Consider the following 16,030-nt stretch of genomic DNA (forward strand, 5'->3'; position numbering starts at 1 on the left):
TGGGGCAACGCCGAACCGGTCGGGCTCAGCGGCCCTCGATAGCTCGTACCTGCGCCTGGGCGTCGCCGTCGGCTCGCTCGCCGCGCAGCGTCAGCCCGGTGTCGACTGCGAGCGTCTCGCGCAGTTGCGCCTCCCGCTGGTCCATTCCCAGCCGTATGTCGCGGGCGAACCGGCTCGCCTCGCGCCGCGCAGGTTTGCTCGCCAGCAGCGCGCCGACCGCACCGGCTCCGACAGCGGTCAGCCACTTCACGAGCCACCACCGAGCTTGTTCAGTGGCGTCTTGCCGCGTCGCAGGTCAAGCGCGGAACGCACGCCATACGAGAAGGCGGCGACCTTGATCAGCGGCCGGCCCACGGTGGCAGTCGCCACCGAGGTGAGCGCGCTGACGTTGGTCGACATGGTCGCCACGTTGGAGGAGATGGTGTCGAGCCGGCCGATCTGCGCGTTGGTCGCGGCAACGGTGTCGGTCACCTCGCGCAGCAACGGCACGGTCTCGTCGGTGATCTCGCGAACCCCCGCACGGGTCTCGTCGAGCACCTTGCCTGCCTTGCCGATGACCGCGCCGGTGCGCAGCACCAGCAGGACGAACGCCAACGCGGCGATCATCCCGGCGATGTCTCCCAGGGAGACGCTCATGGCAGCACTCGTTTCATGGCTCGGTCAACGCTCGCTCAAGGGTACCGTCAGCGATTCGACCGGCTGACCGGTGACAGCCGCGACGATCTCGAAGTCCTTGTCCACCGCCAAGACGGTCAGACCTGCCTTCTCCGCTGTGGCCGCGACCAGCAGGTCCGGGATCGAAGGTGCTCGATGTTGACCGCGTTCGGTCAAGAGCAACTGCACCTGGAGCGCCCGGTCCTCCATCGCGGGCGTCAGGTATTCGACCGGCATCAAGGACAGCGGGGGTGACACCACTTCGCGCTGAGCTTGTGCCGCGGTTCGAAACGAGTAGCCGATCTCAAGACGAGTGATCGTGCTGGTTCGGACGAGGCCTCGTGCGATCCGGCCAAGCCACAACTCTGCATCCGGGGATGAGGCAAGTCGCACGTAGGCGGACTTGTCGATGAGCCATCCGGTCAGCGCCACGCGTTTTCCATCACGTCCGGATCCATCAAGTCTGCGGCCGATTCGGATGCGCGCCGCAAGTCGTCCATCGTCACGTTTGCGGTCTGGTCCGACGCTCTGTCGCCCTCAAGCTTGCGTCGCAGATACTCGTTCCGCGAAATCCCGAGAGCGGCGGCCGCCGCATCGATCCGTGCAACGGACTCCGCGGCAAGACCGCGGATCAGCACATCTGCCATGTCGACGACCTCCATCCTGATATCACGATATCAAAGACTGGAGTTCGTCGACGAAGCTCAGGACGCGTCGACCTCCACCACCAGGTCGCTCTTCACCTCGGGGAAGTGACAGGCGATGGTGTGCTCGGGCTTGCCTTCCGCGGGGGTCAACAGCGGCTCCTCGGCGGCGCAGATCTCCTGCGCCTTCCAGCAGCGGGTCCGGAAGCGGCAGCCGCTCGGCGGGTTGATCGGGCTGGGCAGGTCACCGACCAGCCGGATCCGCTCGCCCGGCTCGGCGCCGCGCACCACATTGAGGTCGGGAGCGGCCGACAGCAGCGCCTGGGTGTAGGGATGCTGCGGCTTCTCGTAAATGTCCTCGCGGTCGCCCATCTCCACGATCTTGCCGAGGTACATCACCGCGATGCGGTCGCAGAAGTGCCGGACGATGCCCAGGTCGTGGGCGATGAAGACGAACGAGATGCCGAGTTCCTTGCGCAGCTTGCCCATCAGGTTCATCACCTGCGCCTGGATCGACACGTCCAGCGCCGAGACCGGCTCGTCGGCCACGATCAGCTTCGGCTCGACCGCGAGTGCGCGGGCGATGCCGATGCGCTGCCGCTGGCCGCCGGAGAACTCGTTCGGATAGCGGTTGACGTGCTCGGGGTTCAGACCGACCAGCTCGAGCAGCTCCTGCACGCGGGCCTTGATCTTGTTCTTCGGCACCAGGCCGTGGATCTCCAGTGGCGCACCGATGATCTTCAGGACGGTGAACCGCGGGTTCAGCGAGCCGTACGGGTCCTGGAAAATCAGCTGCATGTCGCGGCGCATCGGCCGCAGCTCCTTCTCCTTCAGCTGGGCGATGTCGCGCCCTTCGAATTCGATGGAGCCCGAGGTCGGGTCGAGCAGCCGAGTGACCAGTCGACCGGTGGTGGTCTTGCCGCAACCGGACTCCCCAACCAGACCGAGCGTCTCGCCCTTGGCCAGGTCGAAGCTGACGCCGTCGACCGCGTGCGTCTGCAGGGTCTTCGGGAAGAGTCCGCTGTATTCCTTGACCGGGAAGTGCTTGACCAGGTCGGTGACCTTGAGCAGCGTCTCCCGCTCCCGCGACGTTTCGTGCACGATCGTCTCGGCTTCCTCGGCCGCGCGATGCTTGCCGAGGTTGACTTCGTCGGCTGGGGTCGCCGCGTCAGTGGTGTTGTCAGTCATCGATCACTCCAGCGTCGGCGCGACTTCGTCGGCGAAGATCGTGGCGGGGTCTTCCAGATGGCAACGGAACAGCCGGCCCGGCTCACCGGGCACCTCGCGGAACTCCGGCAACTCGGCGGCACACCGGTCTCCGGCCACCCGGTCCGAATACTTGCACCGCGGCCGGAACGAGCAACCGCTGGGCAGGTTGAGCAGGCTCGGCGGGTTTCCCGCGATCGGCTTCAACTCGCTGCCGACGTCGGCTGTCAACGACGGGACCGAGCTCAGCAGACCCCACGTGTAGGGGTGGCGAGGTTGCGCCAAGACCTGGGGCGCGGTGCCGAACTCGACGCTGCGCCCGGCATACATCACCAGCACGTGGTCGGCGACCTCGGCCACGACCGCGAGGTCGTGAGTGATCATGATGATCGCCGAACCGAACTCCGCCTGCAGGTCGTTCATCAGGTCAAGGATCTGCGCCTGCACCGTCACGTCCAGCGCGGTGGTCGGCTCGTCGGCGATCAGCAACTTGGGGTCGTTGACCAGGCCAAGCGCAATCATTGCGCGCTGCCGCATTCCACCGGAGAACTCGCCCGGCAGCTGCTTGGCCCGCTTGTCCGGGTTGGGCACGCCGACGCGGTCCAGCATCTCGACCGCGCGCTTGGCGGCGACGGCCTTCGACACCTTGTGGTGCGCCTGGTAGGCCTCCGCGATCTGCGCGCCGACCTTCTTCAACGGGTGCAGGGAAGACTGCGGGTCCTGGAAGATCATCGCCGCGGTGGCGCTGCGGATCGACCGGAACTTCTCCTGCGAGGCACCGACGAGCTCCTGCCCGTCGAGCAGGATCGAGCCGCTGATCCGGGTCCGCTTCGGGTCATGCAGCCCCATGATCGCCATCGACGACACGCTCTTACCCGACCCTGACTCGCCGACGATCGCCAGGGTCTGCCCGGCGCGCACCTCGTAGGAGACGCCGTTGACGGCGTTGACCATGCCGTCCTCGGTCGGGAACTGCACCTGAAGGTCCTTCACCTCCAGCAGCAATTCTGCGTTCGGATCCAGCGGGGGCCGCCGGGTGGAGCCGGGCAACGGCGCCGGAGCACCGGCCAGAGTGTCTGTCATGTGAGTTTCACCGTGGGGTCGACGACGACGTAGAGCAGGTCAACGATCAAGTTGGCCAGGATAATGAACACCGCACCGACAAGGACCGTGCCGGCGATCACCGGCAGATCGCTCTGTCGCAGCGACAAGATCGCCAACTGACCGAGTCCGGACACATTGAAGATCTGCTCGGTAAAGATCGACCCGGCCAGGCTGAGTCCGATATCCAAACCGATCAGGGTCAGGTATGGCGCGAGCGTCGCACGTAACGCGTGGTTCCAGACCACCTTCCGCTCGGAGATGCCCTTGGAGCGCGCGGTCCGCACGAAGTCGGTGGACAGGGTGTTGATCATGAAGGTGCGGACATACCGCACATACAGCATGGCGTTGAACAGACCGAAGATCAGCCAGATGCCAAGGAAGCCCTTGAACCAACCGCCCGGATCCTGGGTCAGCGGAATGTACTGAGTGCCCGGGAGCAGATGCCACTGGAAGATCAAGTACAGGTTGAGGATCAGGGCCACCGCGTAGTAAGGCATGTTGCCGACCACCTGGGAGACACCGACCAGAGTCCGGTCGAGCGGGGAACCGCGGGTACGCCCGGACATCACGCCGAGCAGCAGGCCAAGCGGGATGTAGAGGAAGGCAGCGCCGAAGACGATGGCCAGGTTCACCGGCAGGGCCTGCTTCACCATGGTCGTCACCGACTGGCTCTGGACGTAGGACCAGCCGAGACACGGTGCGTCACAGTGGCCGGTGACAACTCCGTCGCTCTTGATGTCCCGGCCCGCTACGACACCCTTGATGTAGTCACCGAACTGGCTGATCACCGGCCGGTCCAGACCGAGCCGGTGGTTGGTCTGTTCGACGATCTGGTTGGTGCACTTGGTACCACAGAGTTGGTAGGCGACCGCGTCCTTTGCCGGGCCGGTGAAGAACAGCCCGAAGGTAAGCACGATGGTCGCGAAGAGCACCGAAATCGCGAGCAGCAGTCGCCGGGCGATATAGACGATCATCTAGCTGAAACGCCTTTCCGAAGAATGCATCGAGGGCGTGTCACCGGCGGGCACGGCGCGGTGCGCCGTACCCGCCGGTGATCATTGGGTCAGGACGTGACGTAGATGCCCGAGAGCACCGGCATGTTCATCGCCGGGTTCAGCACCACGTTCTTGACCTTGGTACCGAAGGTCGCCTGCTGCAGCGGGTAGTAGTCCGGCAGCGACGGCAGGTAATCGGTCATCAACTTCTTGTCCAGCTCAGCCCACTTGGGTCCGGCCGCCTTCGGATCCATCTGCTGGATCTGGTTCATTTCCTTGGTGATCGCCGGGTCCTTGAACTGTCCGACGGTGGTGCCCTGCGGGATGCCCAGTCCGTTGAACAACGGCGGGTAGACCGAGTCACCGGTCGGCCAGTCGTAGCACCATCCGGCCGGGCCCTGGTTCATGTTGACCGGGGCGTTCGGGTCGGCCTTCTTGGTGGTGTACTCCTCACCGCTGACGCCGATCGGCTTCACCTTGAAGCCGGCCGCGGTCAGCGCCTGCACCTCGGCGTTGTTCGAGGCAACGCGCTGCGGAGTGTCGTTGCGGTAGTACCAGCTGAGTTCGAAGCCGAGCTTGCCGGCCTTCTGCAACTCCGCCTTGGCCTTGGCCGGGTCGCCCTTGCCCTGACCGGTCGCACCGTTGACCGGCGGGTACTTCTTGAAGCCCTGCAGGCTCGGTGCGCCGTAGGTGGTCGCCGGCTGGATGTTGATCGAAGCCACACCGGCAGCCTTGCGCATCTGGTCGTACGGCCATGCCATACCGATGATCTTGCGGATGTTCATCGGGATCTTGCGGCTGTCCATCTGAATGAAGTAGGTGCACGGCGACGCACCCTGGATGAACTGGCTCTTCTTGGCGCCGGTGACCTGCCCCACGAGGGATGAGTCGATGCCCGGGCTGAAGTCGAGCATGCTCGCGCCCTGGCCGGAGTTGGCAAGGATCTGGGTCTGCCGCTGGCGCGGGTCCTTGTTGAACTCGACCTGGATCTTGTCCGGGTACTGGTGCCGGGCCGGGTCGCTCTTCGGATCCCAGTTGGTGTTCTTGGACAGCACCAGCTTCTGGCCCTTGGTGTAGGAGTCGACCTTGTAGGGGCCGGTCGTCGCAGGCTTCAGCTGGTAGTTGTTCGGGTTGGTGTCCCGGCTCTTCGGGATCGGGCTGAACTCCGGGAAGGTGGTGAAGAAGTTGAACGACGGCATCTTCTTGGTCAGGTGGAACACCAGGGTGTCGCTGCCCTCGGTGGTGACGCCGGGGAAGTCGCCCTTCGGGTCCTTGAACGGGCCCTTGTACTTGTCGCCGCCGACCAGGAACTCGTCCTGGTAGGTGGTGCCGTTGGCGGCCACGCTCTCACGCGCGAACGAGCGCTTGACCGCGTAGACGAAGTCCTCAATCTTGACCGGCGACCCGTCGTCGTACTTGATGCCCGGCTTGATCTTGAACTTCCAGGTCTTGCCGTCGGCCGACTGCTGACCGAGGTCGGTGGCCAGGTCCGGCACCAGGACCGGCTTGCCGTTCTCGACCTTGTACTGGGTCAGCGTCCGGTACATCAGACCGGTGCCGATGCCGTTGGAGTCGACGTAGTAGATGCCCGAGGGGTCCATCGTGGGCGGCGCGCTCGACTCCGTGAGGTAGAGCGTGCCACCGGTCTTCGCACCTGAGACCGGCGCTGCCGGACCAGTCGCCTTGGCATCCTGGCCCTGCTCAGCTGCCTTGGTGTTGTCGGCACCCGCGCCATTGCTGGCACCGGCACCCCCGCTGTTGCCACCCCCGGGGCCCCCGCTGCTGCACGCAGCAAGTGTGAGGGCCAACACACCGGACGTCGACAGTGCGACGAGTTTGGTCCTGCGCATGGTTGTTCTCCTTATTTTCTGCGTCCGGCGATCGCCGGGGTCTGTGGGTTGCTACCGCTCATGCCAGTGATCCTCGCGACCTAGCGGCGGGTGTTCGGGTTGAAGGCGTCGGAGATGGCGTCGCCGAGCAGGCTGAGGCACAACACAACGACGAGCAGTCCGATCAACGGCACCAGCAACGGGAGTGCGAAGTTCTGCATCTGGACCTGCGCCAGTGAGATGTCGAGGCCCCAGTCGGCGGTCGGCAGAGTGAGGCCGACGCCGAGGTAGGACAGACCTGCTTCGATGCCGATGTAGGCCGGCAGCGCCGTGGTGATCGAGACCAGGATGATGCTGGTCAGGTTGGGCAGGATCTCCTTGAACAGCACCCGGGAGGTGGGCGCACCGAGGGAGCGGGCGGCCTGGACGAACTCCCGCTGCCGCATCGACAACACCTCACCGCGGACCAGACGACACGGACCGGCCCAGCCGAAGCCGACGAGCACAATCATCAACACCAGGATGCGGATCATCTGGGTCTGCGACTGACTCGGCGCATTTCCGACCAGCAACTGGCTGAGCACCGGCACCATCGCGATCGCCATCAGCAGCACCGGCAGGGACAGCACGAAGTCGACCAGCCAACCGACCACCTGGTCGACCCAGCCGCCGAAGAAGCCGGCGATCATGCCCATGATCACACCGATCACAGTGGACAGCACCGCCGCGGAGATGGCGATCAGGAACGACGGGCGAATGCCGTAGACGAACCGAGCGAAGACGTCGTAGCCGTTGCTCGACGTGACGCCCAGCCAGTGCTGGCTGTTGGTGTAGAAGGTGGGCAGGGTGTCGTTACCGACCAGGTCGTAGTGCGTTTCGGTCGGCGACTGGCCTTCGAGGTTGGCCAGGACGGGCGCCAGGATCCCCATCAGGATGAAGACACCGACGACTACCGCACAGATGATCGCGATGCGGTCCTTCCGCAACCGCGCCATCGCGATCTGGAAGGGCGACCTACCCTCCTGGCTCTTGCCGGACTTGCCCTGATCCGGGTCGCCGAGCGCCCCTGCGCTGCCGGTCGACTGCTCGACGGCGGACACCTCCTGCAGCGTCTCGTTGACGCCACCGGGTCCAGCGGTCATCGATCCTCCAGGTCAATCGACGTAGCGAACGGAGGCATCCGGGATTCGGGACACCTATATCGAATGGTGGTCACACCCTTGTGCGCCCCCGCCCGATGTGACCTGACTAACTTGCCACATGTGGGGCGCTCGTCCACCTGTGTCCGGCCTAAGGTCACCTAATCGTTACCTTGTGCATTAGACACCGGTCATCTTGCGCAGATAGTCCGTCAGCCGACCCAGATCTGCGCGAAATCGGGCAGCCCTCGGTTTCCATCGTTGATCACATTGTGCACTTGCTTGCCGAAGACGAAGTTCGACTTGCCGTAGGACGTCGGTATGCCGACCACCTGTGCGGTCATCTGCTTGTCGAACTCCAGCCATTTCGGGGCCGCCTGCGCCGGTTCCATCGCGCCGATGTCGGCGAGTTGCTTGTCCACGGCGGTGTCCCGCAGGTTGCCCACCGAGCGGGCGTCCTTCGCCGTCGTACTGCTGAACAGCTGCGGATAGATCGAGTCGCCGGCCGGCCAGTCATAGCACCACGAGCTGATGCCCTGCCCGACGTTGAATTTCACGCTCGGGTCGTTGGCCTTGTCGGAGTACTGCTCCTTACTGATGCCGACGTCCTTGACCTTGAAGCCGGCGTCGGTGAACGCCTTCTTCTCGGCGTTGTTCGCCGCCACCTCGGTCGGGTCGTCGTTGATGAAGTACCAGCTGAGCTCGAAGTTCTCCTTGCCCGCCGCCTTCAGCATCGACTTTGCCTTGGCCGGATCGCCCGTGCCCTTGCCGACAAGTCCGTTGACCGCCGGGTACTGCTTCATACCCGGCACCTGCGGCGGAGCGTAGGTCGTCGCCGGGTCGTACGACTCCGGGCTCACGCCCTTGGCCTTGCGTATCTGGTCGTACGGGTAGGCGATCGCGATCGCCTTGCGCACCTCGAGCGGGATCTGCTGGGTATCCAGCGGGATGTACGACTCGCACGGGGAGTCGCCCTCGCCATACTGGTCCGTCTTTTTCTTCGCCTGACCGATGAGCGAGGCGTCGACCCCGTCCGGTGACACGTCGAGGGTAGTTGCGCCCGAGCCGCTGTTGGCGAGGATCTGCTGCTGGGTGGTCAGCGCGGTGACGCCGAGCTTGACGGTGACCGCATCGGGGTACTGGTGCCGGATCGGGTCGGAATTCGGGTCCCAGTTGGTGTTCTTGGTCAACTCGAAGCCGCGGCCCTTGGTGAACGACTTGACCATGTAGGGGCCGGTGGCGAGCGGCTTGTTCTGGTAGGTGCCCTTGGTGTCCTTGGCCTGCGGCACCGGGGATGCCAGCGGGAACGCCATGAAGTAGGGCAGGGTCGGCCACTTGCGGGTCAGGTGAAACACGATCGTGTCGTCACCCTGGGCGGTGACTCCCTGGAACTTCGCGTCGGGCTGCTTGATCGGACCCTTGTAGTCCTTGCCGCCGACCAGGTAGTCCTGCAGGTAGGGCACCGGCCCGTTCCCGCCGAGATCCTCGTCGAAGCCGCGCTCGATGCCGTAGACGAAGTCGGCGGCCTTGACCGCGGAACCGTCGCTGTATTTCATGCCCGGCTTCAGCTTGAAGGTCCAGGTCTTTCCGTCGGCCGACTCCTTGCCCAGGTCAGTAGCCAGGTCGGGCACCAGGGTCGAGCCGTCCTTGCTGACCTGGTAGCCGGTCAGGCTGCGGGTAGTCAGGCCGGACAACGCCGCCATCGAGAAGACGTAATAGGCGCCTGCCGGGTCGAAAGTCGGTGGCACGCCGGACTCGGTGATGGTCAACGTGCCGCCCTTCTTTGCGCCGCTCACCTCGGGAGCCGGTCCCTTCACCGTCGCGTCCATGGCCGAGTTCTTCACCGCCGTGCGCGGGGCGCTCCCACCCGAACTGGACCCCTTGTCACTCGGACCGTTGCTGCTGCATGCCGCCAACGGCATCGCGACTGCAACTGCCGCCACCGCGAGCTTGCTCGACCAACGCATCTTCAAGACCTCCCGTTCGAACGCGCACCGTGCGCCGTGGGCACGGTGTCACGAACGGGGTGACTTGGCTGGGCTTTACCGCACTTGAAACGTGATTGTTACTTGTTTACGCCATGGGCTCACTGTGAGTCGCGGCGGTCACCCTTGATGACCTGACGCATCGACGCCCAACGCGGTCCGAGCGACTGCTCCCAGCCGCGGTCGGTCGGCTGATAGTAATCGGCATCGACCAGGTCGTCGGGCAGGAACTGTTGCGGTCCGACTCCGCCCGGCTCGTCGTGGCTGTAGCGATAACCGTCACCGTGTCCGAGCGCGGCTGCCCCGGCATACCCACTGCCGCGCAGGTGTGGGGGCACCGCTCCCCCGCGGCCGGCCCGCACGTCCTCGATCGCGGCGTTGATGCCCTTGTATGACGCATTGGACTTCGGCGCGAGCGCGTTGTGCACGACGGCCTGCGCCAGGATGATCCGGGCCTCCGGTATCCCGATCTGCGCGACCGCGTGCATGGCCGCGGTCGCGGTCTGCAGAGCGGTCGGGTCGGCCATGCCGACGTCCTCGCTGGCGCTGATCACGATGCGTCGCGCGATGAAGCGTGGGTCCTCCCCCGCCTCGAGCATGCGCGCGAGGTAGTGCAACGCGGCGTCGACGTCGCTGCCGCGCATCGACTTGATCAGCGCACTCGCCACGTCGTAGTGCTGGTCACCGGCACGGTCGTAGCGGACGGCCGCGGTCGCCATTGCCTGCTCGGTGTGTGCGACCTCGATCGGCACCGGGTGGTCGGCGCCGGCGCCCGCGGCGTCGAGCGCGACCCCGGCTGCCGCTTCGAGAGCGGTGAGCGATCGTCGGGCGTCGCCTCCCGCCATCCGGACAAGGTGGTCGCGGGCCTCGGTGGATAGCTCGAATTCGCCTCCGAGGCCACGCGTTTCGGCCACCGCATCGTCAAGCAGGTGCGCGATGTCATCGTCCGTGAGCGATTCGAGGCGCACCAGGATCGACCGGGAGAGCAGCGGTGCGATGACGCTGAAGCTCGGGTTCTCGGTGGTAGCGGCGACGAGTACGACGAGGCGGTTCTCGACGCCGGGGAGCAACGCGTCCTGCTGCGCCTTGCTGAAGCGGTGGATCTCGTCGAGGAAGAGCACGGTCTGCCGGCCGTAGAGGTCGCGGTCGCGGGTCGCCTGGTCCATCACCGCGCGCACGTCCTTGACCCCGGCGTTGATCGCGGAGAGTTCGACGAAGCGCCGCTCGGCCGCGGTCGCGACGAGGTGGGCGAGCGTGGTCTTGCCGGTGCCGGGTGGACCCCAGAGGATCGCCGACATCGGCCCCGCCGCGCCGCGCGCCCCCTCGATCAGCCGGCGCAGCGGGCTGCCCGGCTTGAGTGCGTCGGTTTGACCGCGCACCTCCTCGATCGTGCGCGGCCGCATCCGCACGGCGAGCGGCGGCGTGGTGGCGTCGCTGCCGGCGGTCTCGCCGGCGGCGGCGAAGAGATCGTCCGACACGCATGCCACGCTAACGTCCGTGGCAGACATGTCGATTCGCCGGCTACCCGGCGCCGCACTTCAGCAGCGATGGGGTGACGACCCGTTCGTGCGCTGGGACCTTCCGAGGCCGCACGCCGGCGACATCTGGACGGCGGGCGACGCGGTTGCCTTCGAGCGACTGTCGCACTCACGCAAGATCCGCAGCCTAACCGTCATCGGATCGGACGAGCCGGTGCGAGCTCTGCTGGACTTCGCGGCGGCCGCACTGCCCGCAACGGTCAATGCTGTGTCGGTCGAGCAGTCACAGGCCGGCATGCTCACCGAGGTGTTCGGCGACCGGTTGCGGCCCGGCGGCGACTGGGACTGGATGTGGACCACGCGCATGCCGCCGGTCGTCGACGCGGAGCGTCACCTGGTCGATCTCGACGACGATGCCGATGCGCGAGACATCCTCGCGCTCAACGAGATCGGGAACCCGACCGCCGAGTCGGAGCCGGGCACCGGGATCACCACCAAATGGCTCGGCGCCCGCGCGGAAGGCCGGTTGGTCGCAGCCGGCGCCATACATCTGACCCAGGGCGGTGCGCCGCATCTGACCGGCATCGTGGTGGACCCCGGCATGCGAGGCCGGCAGCTCGGGCTCGCGCTCATCGCGGCGCTGACCCGGTGGTCGCTGGATCGTTATGAGGTGTGCACGCTCGGTATGTATGCCGACAACGATCGCGCGCGTGCGGTGTACGACGGGTTGGGCTACGCCGTCGCGCACGCGTGGGGCAGCCGGCGGCTGGCGGAGTGAATCTTCCTCGATCTATTGCGATATATGTTCGATTTACCCTTGCCTGTCAGTGGTCAGCTGTACGATGCATTGCACGGCGAAAACCACTGCGGCGGAAGGAGATTCGAGCCCATGTCTCTCGATTCTGCCCTGCCGCTGCCGGAGCGTCCGGACGTGCCGCAGAGTGGTGCGCGGGTGCCGGTTGAGCCGGGTCGTGGGCCGGAGGTTTTGGCACAGTTGCAGGCGGTCGCGGCCATAGCCGGTGAGGTGCCGGGTGTGCTGCACCAGCTCGGGGAAGGGCAGTTGGAGGCGCTGACCGAAACACTGCTGGGTCTGTCAGGCCGGTTCGCTCAGCTCGCGACCGTCGCGACGGCGGAAGCGGTCGACCGGGGCACGGTCGCGTCATCGACGGCGGCGAACACCACCCAGTGGGTATGCCGTCACGCCGCAGCGGCTGGGGTGCCGGTCGAACCGGTGGAGGCGAAAACGATCGCGGTGGTCGCGGAGGCGTGCCGGGAACCCAAAAACGCGGTCATCGTCACAGCAGTCCGGCAGGGGTCGTGCACGGTGTCGACGGCGCGGGCCGCGTTGGCCAACGCGGACAAGGTCGAGCCCGTGGTGCCGTTCGCGGACCGGGGTGAAGTGTTGTCGTGGTTCCTGCAACTGGACCCGTCGCTCGGGGTCAAGGGTGTGCAGGCGTTGACCCGGAAAATCCTCGCGACCTACGCATCGGAGGCGTTGTCGGCGCAGGACGCGAAACTCGAGCAAGTCGAAACCCTGACCTGGGGCACCACGGCCACGGGGATGACGCGGTTGGTGGCCGAGTTGGCGCCGGCGAATGCTGCGGTGCTGAAGGCCGCGATCACCGCCGGCTCCGCACCCCGGCCCGCGGTGGTCGACACCGAGGGCGGCCGAACTGACACCGTGCGGGATGACCGCACCCCGGGCAAACGCCGCGCCGACGCGTTGATCGAATTGGTGACCGCGGGTGCGAAAGTCGCTGCCGGTGAGGCGGCTCCGGTCGGCTCGGCGGCCACGGTCCTGCTGACGATGGACCTCAAGTCGCTCACCGAAGGGATCGGTGGGGCAACCACCCCCGCCGGTGAGGTGCTCGATGCGGGAGCGGCCCGGCGGGCCGCGTGTGACGCGGACCTGATCCCCGCAGTGCTGGGCGGGCCGAGTCAGCCGTTGGACGTGGGCCGACGAGAACGCCTGGTCACCAAGGGTTTACGAGCGGCTGTCGTCATACGAGACGGCGGATGCACCTTCCCCGGTTGCGATCGGCCGCCAGGTTTCTGCGAAGTCCACCACGTGACCCCCTGGTGGGCCGGCGGCGAAACCAGCCTCACAAATTCGGCCATGCTGTGCTGCCGACACCACCAAGAAGTCCACCGCCACGGGCTCATGGCACGAGTCCGCCCCGACGGCGTCACCTGGGACCTCACCCCAGGCCGCATGCCCGGCCACGCACACGCCGCCGCGTAAATCAATCTAAGACGGCTGCTGTCCGGTATCGATGCCACGGTCGAGCCATCACTACCGAAGTTTCGAATTGTGGACCTCACGGTGACCGACCTGCCGACGGGGCACTGGCCGATGTGGAGCCGACCGACCGAACTCGCCGGCCTCATCGCTGCCGCCGCCCGTGACCTCGACCGGCCACGGGACTAAAGCACCGCGTTCAGCCGCGGTCCGGAAACACATTGGCGTCACCAGAGATTCGCAGCCGCACCCGGTCACCCACCCGCAGACCGGCGACTGTCGCAGCCCGCAGCACCAGCGGCTCCTGTTCCCCCGGCGCCCGCACCCGCACCCGGACATGATCGCCGCGGAAGTCGACCTGCTCGACGACCGCCGCGCCGTCGCCGACCGGCTCATCGTCGGCGACCCGCACTTCGACCTGCTCGGGTCGCAGCACCAGGCGCACCGGGCCGCTCAGCTCGGTATCGACGGCGGCCGCGGCGAATGGCACCTCGACCCGGCCGCCGGCCGCGGTTGCGGGCAATTCGACGGTCTCACCGGTGAAGCGGGCCGTCTCCAGGTCGCCCGGGCGGAGGTAGACATCGGCCGGGGGACCGACCTGACGGAAAGCGCCGTGCGTCATCACCGCGACCTGATCGGCGAAGGACAACGCCTCCTCCTGGTCGTGCGTGACCAGCACCGTGGTGATGCCGGCACCGCGCAGCACGTCGCCGACGATCTCGCGGGTGCGGACGCGTAACCCGGTGTCGAGCGCTGAGAACGGCTCGTCGAGCAGCATCACCCGGGGTCGCAGCGCGAGGGCCCTGGCCAGCGAAACCCGTTGCTGCTGACCGCCACTCAGCTGATCCGGTCGCCGACCGGCCATGTCGGCCTCGAGCGCGACTGCCTCAAGCAGGGTGCCGATACGTGCCCTCGATCGTTCCCGACGGGGCAGCCCGAAGGCGACGTTCTGACCGACCGTCAGGTGGGGGAACAACGCTCCATCCTGGGCGACGTAACCAACCTCGCGCCGGTGGGCAGGGACCCACGCCGGCCCGGCGACCGCGCGGCCGTCGATGCGGACCTCCCCCGACTCCGGCGTCTCGAAACCGGCGATGCAGCGCAGCAGGGTCGTCTTGCCACAACCGGACGGACCCACTACTGCCGCAACGGATCCGGCGGGCACGTCAAGGTCGATGCCTTGCAGGACGGGCGCCCCGTCATACGACTTGGTGAGGCGACGCGCCTCGAGCCCGATCTCGCCAGCGGTCACAGGCCGGCCACCTTCCTGGACTGACGGAACAACAGATAGGTCATCGGCATCGACAAGACCACCAGCAGCAGTGCGTATGGCGCAGCTCCCGCATAGTCGATCTCCCCCGACAATGCCCAGAACTCGGTCGCGAGCGTCCTGGTCCCGGTCGGCGCGAGGAGCAACGTCGCGGTCAGTTCGCCGGCAATCCCGAGGAAACTCAACGCGATCGACGCCCCCACGGTCGGCGCGATCAGCCGGAGCGCGACCCGCACGAACGCGGCCGGTGCGCTCGCTCCGAGCGAGCGCGCGGCCTCCTCCAGCGACGGAGGTGCCTGGGCGATGCCGGCCCGCAGCGTCACCACCGCGCGCGGCAGGAACAGCACGGCGTAAGCGGCCACCAGCAAGGGTGCGGTCTGATAGAGCGGCTGTGCGTAGCGAATCGCGTAGGACACGAATGCCAGGCCGACCACGATGCCGGGGATCGCGGCCGCGACGAACGTCGACCCTTCGAGCACCCGTACCCAGCGGCCAGGATGCCGGACGGCAAGCCACGCGATCGGTAGGGCGGCCACCACGGTGATCACTCCTCCGACAACGCCGTAGGCCAGTGTCGTGAGCAGGGTCGACGTGAGATCGCTTGTCCAGGCTGCATTTCCGCCGCTGATCAGCCAACGGGTGATGCTCCACCCCGGCACCCCGAGGGTCGCGCCGAGCACGGCGAGCACGGCGACCCACACCGGGACACCCCACCATCCCAGTCGAGCCGGTCGGGCCGGGCGGGCAACACCCGGACCGAGTCGCGAGTACCGGCGCCGGCCCCTGATCCCCGCTTCACCGACGAGCAGCAGCAGGCAGCACAGCACCAGCACACCCGCCATCATCGAGGCTGCAGCGCTGGCGAACGTCGACTGGAACTGGTCGTAGATCGCGGTGGTGAAGGTGTCGAACTGGATGTAGGCGAACGCTCCGTACTCGGCGAGCAGGTGCATGGCCACGAGCAGCGCCCCGCCCAGGATCGGTAGCCGCAGTTGCGGCAACACGACCCGCCAGAGCACCGCTGCCGGGCCGAGCCCGAGCGCGCGTGCGGATTCCTCCACCGCGGGATCGAGGCGGCGCAGGGTCGCCATCACCGGGATGTAGACGAACGGAAAGTAGGCCGCGACCGAGATGAGCACGGCCCCGGGCAGACCCCCGATCGAGGGCCACACGGTTGCCCAGGCATAGCTCGCGACAAACGCCGGCACGGCCAACGGGGCGGCGAAAAGTAGGGCGAGGACGGAACGGCCGGGCAAGTCGGTGCGCTCGACGACGAGTGCCGCCCCGACCCCGAGCAGCACGCTGAGTGGCACTGCGAGACCGATGAGTTTGGCTGTGTTCGCGAAGAGTTCGCCGATGCGCGGACGGAAGATCAGTTGCTGCGCCGTGGACCAGCCTGCGTCATACGCCGATTGGAGGACGTAGATCAGCGGGATGAGTGCGGCGAGCGCGACGATCAACGCGAGCAGCGACGTCACAACGGGCGG

At 66.6% G+C, this 16,030-nt stretch carries 15 protein-coding genes; 2 read left to right on the top strand and 13 right to left on the bottom strand.

Features of this window, described 5'->3' with window-relative positions; translation table 11 throughout:
- Positions 1-25: 25 nt before the first annotated feature.
- The 11 genes from N2M23_RS16260 to N2M23_RS16310 form a co-directional block, all read right to left on the bottom strand.
- On the bottom strand, positions 26-250 hold the full coding sequence (locus N2M23_RS16260; RefSeq protein ID WP_265446899.1) for a hypothetical protein: 225 nt from the start codon (positions 248-250) through the stop codon (positions 26-28).
- Complete coding sequence (locus N2M23_RS16265; RefSeq protein WP_265446900.1) at positions 247-636, bottom strand: DUF948 domain-containing protein; 390 nt, start codon at positions 634-636, stop codon at positions 247-249. The genes N2M23_RS16260 and N2M23_RS16265 overlap by 4 nt, the downstream gene beginning before the upstream one ends.
- A gap of 24 nt (positions 637-660) precedes the next feature.
- Entirely contained in the window at positions 661-1,086 is a 426-nt protein-coding gene (locus N2M23_RS16270) for a PIN domain nuclease (RefSeq protein ID WP_265446902.1), read from the bottom strand.
- A complete protein-coding gene (gene vapB / locus N2M23_RS16275) occupies positions 1,077-1,316 on the bottom strand; it encodes a type II toxin-antitoxin system VapB family antitoxin (RefSeq protein ID WP_265446904.1) in 240 nt (79 codons plus the stop codon). Before vapB ends, N2M23_RS16270 begins: the two co-directional genes overlap by 10 nt.
- A gap of 42 nt (positions 1,317-1,358) precedes the next feature.
- Positions 1,359-2,486, bottom strand: a complete 1,128-nt coding sequence (locus N2M23_RS16280) for an ABC transporter ATP-binding protein (RefSeq protein ID WP_265446906.1) — start codon at positions 2,484-2,486, stop codon at positions 1,359-1,361.
- A 3-nt stretch (positions 2,487-2,489) separates the two neighbouring features.
- Positions 2,490-3,587 carry an ABC transporter ATP-binding protein gene (locus N2M23_RS16285; RefSeq protein ID WP_265446907.1) on the bottom strand — a complete coding sequence of 366 codons (1,098 nt, stop codon included), beginning with the start codon at positions 3,585-3,587 and terminating at the stop codon, positions 2,490-2,492.
- Positions 3,584-4,582, bottom strand: a complete 999-nt coding sequence (locus N2M23_RS16290; protein ID WP_265446908.1) for an ABC transporter permease — start codon at positions 4,580-4,582, stop codon at positions 3,584-3,586. Before N2M23_RS16290 ends, N2M23_RS16285 begins: the two co-directional genes overlap by 4 nt.
- Before the next feature lie 89 nt (positions 4,583-4,671).
- Positions 4,672-6,453 carry an ABC transporter substrate-binding protein gene (locus tag N2M23_RS16295; RefSeq protein ID WP_265446910.1) on the bottom strand — a complete coding sequence of 594 codons (1,782 nt, stop codon included), beginning with the start codon at positions 6,451-6,453 and terminating at the stop codon, positions 4,672-4,674.
- Between the two features lie 80 nt (positions 6,454-6,533).
- Positions 6,534-7,574, bottom strand: a complete 1,041-nt coding sequence (locus tag N2M23_RS16300) for an ABC transporter permease (RefSeq protein WP_265446911.1) — start codon at positions 7,572-7,574, stop codon at positions 6,534-6,536.
- 209 nt (positions 7,575-7,783) lie between these two features.
- A complete protein-coding gene (locus N2M23_RS16305) occupies positions 7,784-9,538 on the bottom strand; it encodes an ABC transporter substrate-binding protein (protein ID WP_265446913.1) in 1,755 nt (584 codons plus the stop codon).
- Positions 9,539-9,657: 119 nt separating this feature from the next.
- The gene (locus N2M23_RS16310) at positions 9,658-11,064 is read right to left on the bottom strand and encodes a replication-associated recombination protein A (RefSeq protein ID WP_279672290.1); all 1,407 of its coding nucleotides are present in this window, start codon (positions 11,062-11,064) and stop codon (positions 9,658-9,660) included.
- Here N2M23_RS16310 and N2M23_RS16315 point away from each other — a divergent pair.
- Complete coding sequence (locus tag N2M23_RS16315; protein ID WP_265447007.1) at positions 11,063-11,812, top strand: GNAT family N-acetyltransferase; 750 nt, start codon at positions 11,063-11,065, stop codon at positions 11,810-11,812. The genes N2M23_RS16310 and N2M23_RS16315 overlap by 2 nt on opposite strands.
- A gap of 111 nt (positions 11,813-11,923) precedes the next feature.
- Entirely contained in the window at positions 11,924-13,276 is a 1,353-nt protein-coding gene (locus tag N2M23_RS16320) for an HNH endonuclease signature motif containing protein (protein ID WP_265446916.1), read from the top strand.
- A 196-nt stretch (positions 13,277-13,472) separates the two neighbouring features.
- Here the strand turns inward: N2M23_RS16320 and N2M23_RS16325 are convergent, their stop codons facing one another.
- A complete protein-coding gene (locus N2M23_RS16325; RefSeq protein WP_265446917.1) occupies positions 13,473-14,525 on the bottom strand; it encodes an ABC transporter ATP-binding protein in 1,053 nt (350 codons plus the stop codon).
- A complete protein-coding gene (locus N2M23_RS16330) occupies positions 14,522-16,021 on the bottom strand; it encodes an ABC transporter permease (protein ID WP_265446919.1) in 1,500 nt (499 codons plus the stop codon). The genes N2M23_RS16325 and N2M23_RS16330 overlap by 4 nt, the downstream gene beginning before the upstream one ends.
- Positions 16,022-16,030: the final 9 nt, after the last annotated feature.

This window comes from Flexivirga meconopsidis (genome assembly GCF_026162425.1).
GTDB classification, from domain to species: Bacteria; Actinomycetota; Actinomycetes; order Actinomycetales; family Dermatophilaceae; genus Flexivirga; species Flexivirga meconopsidis.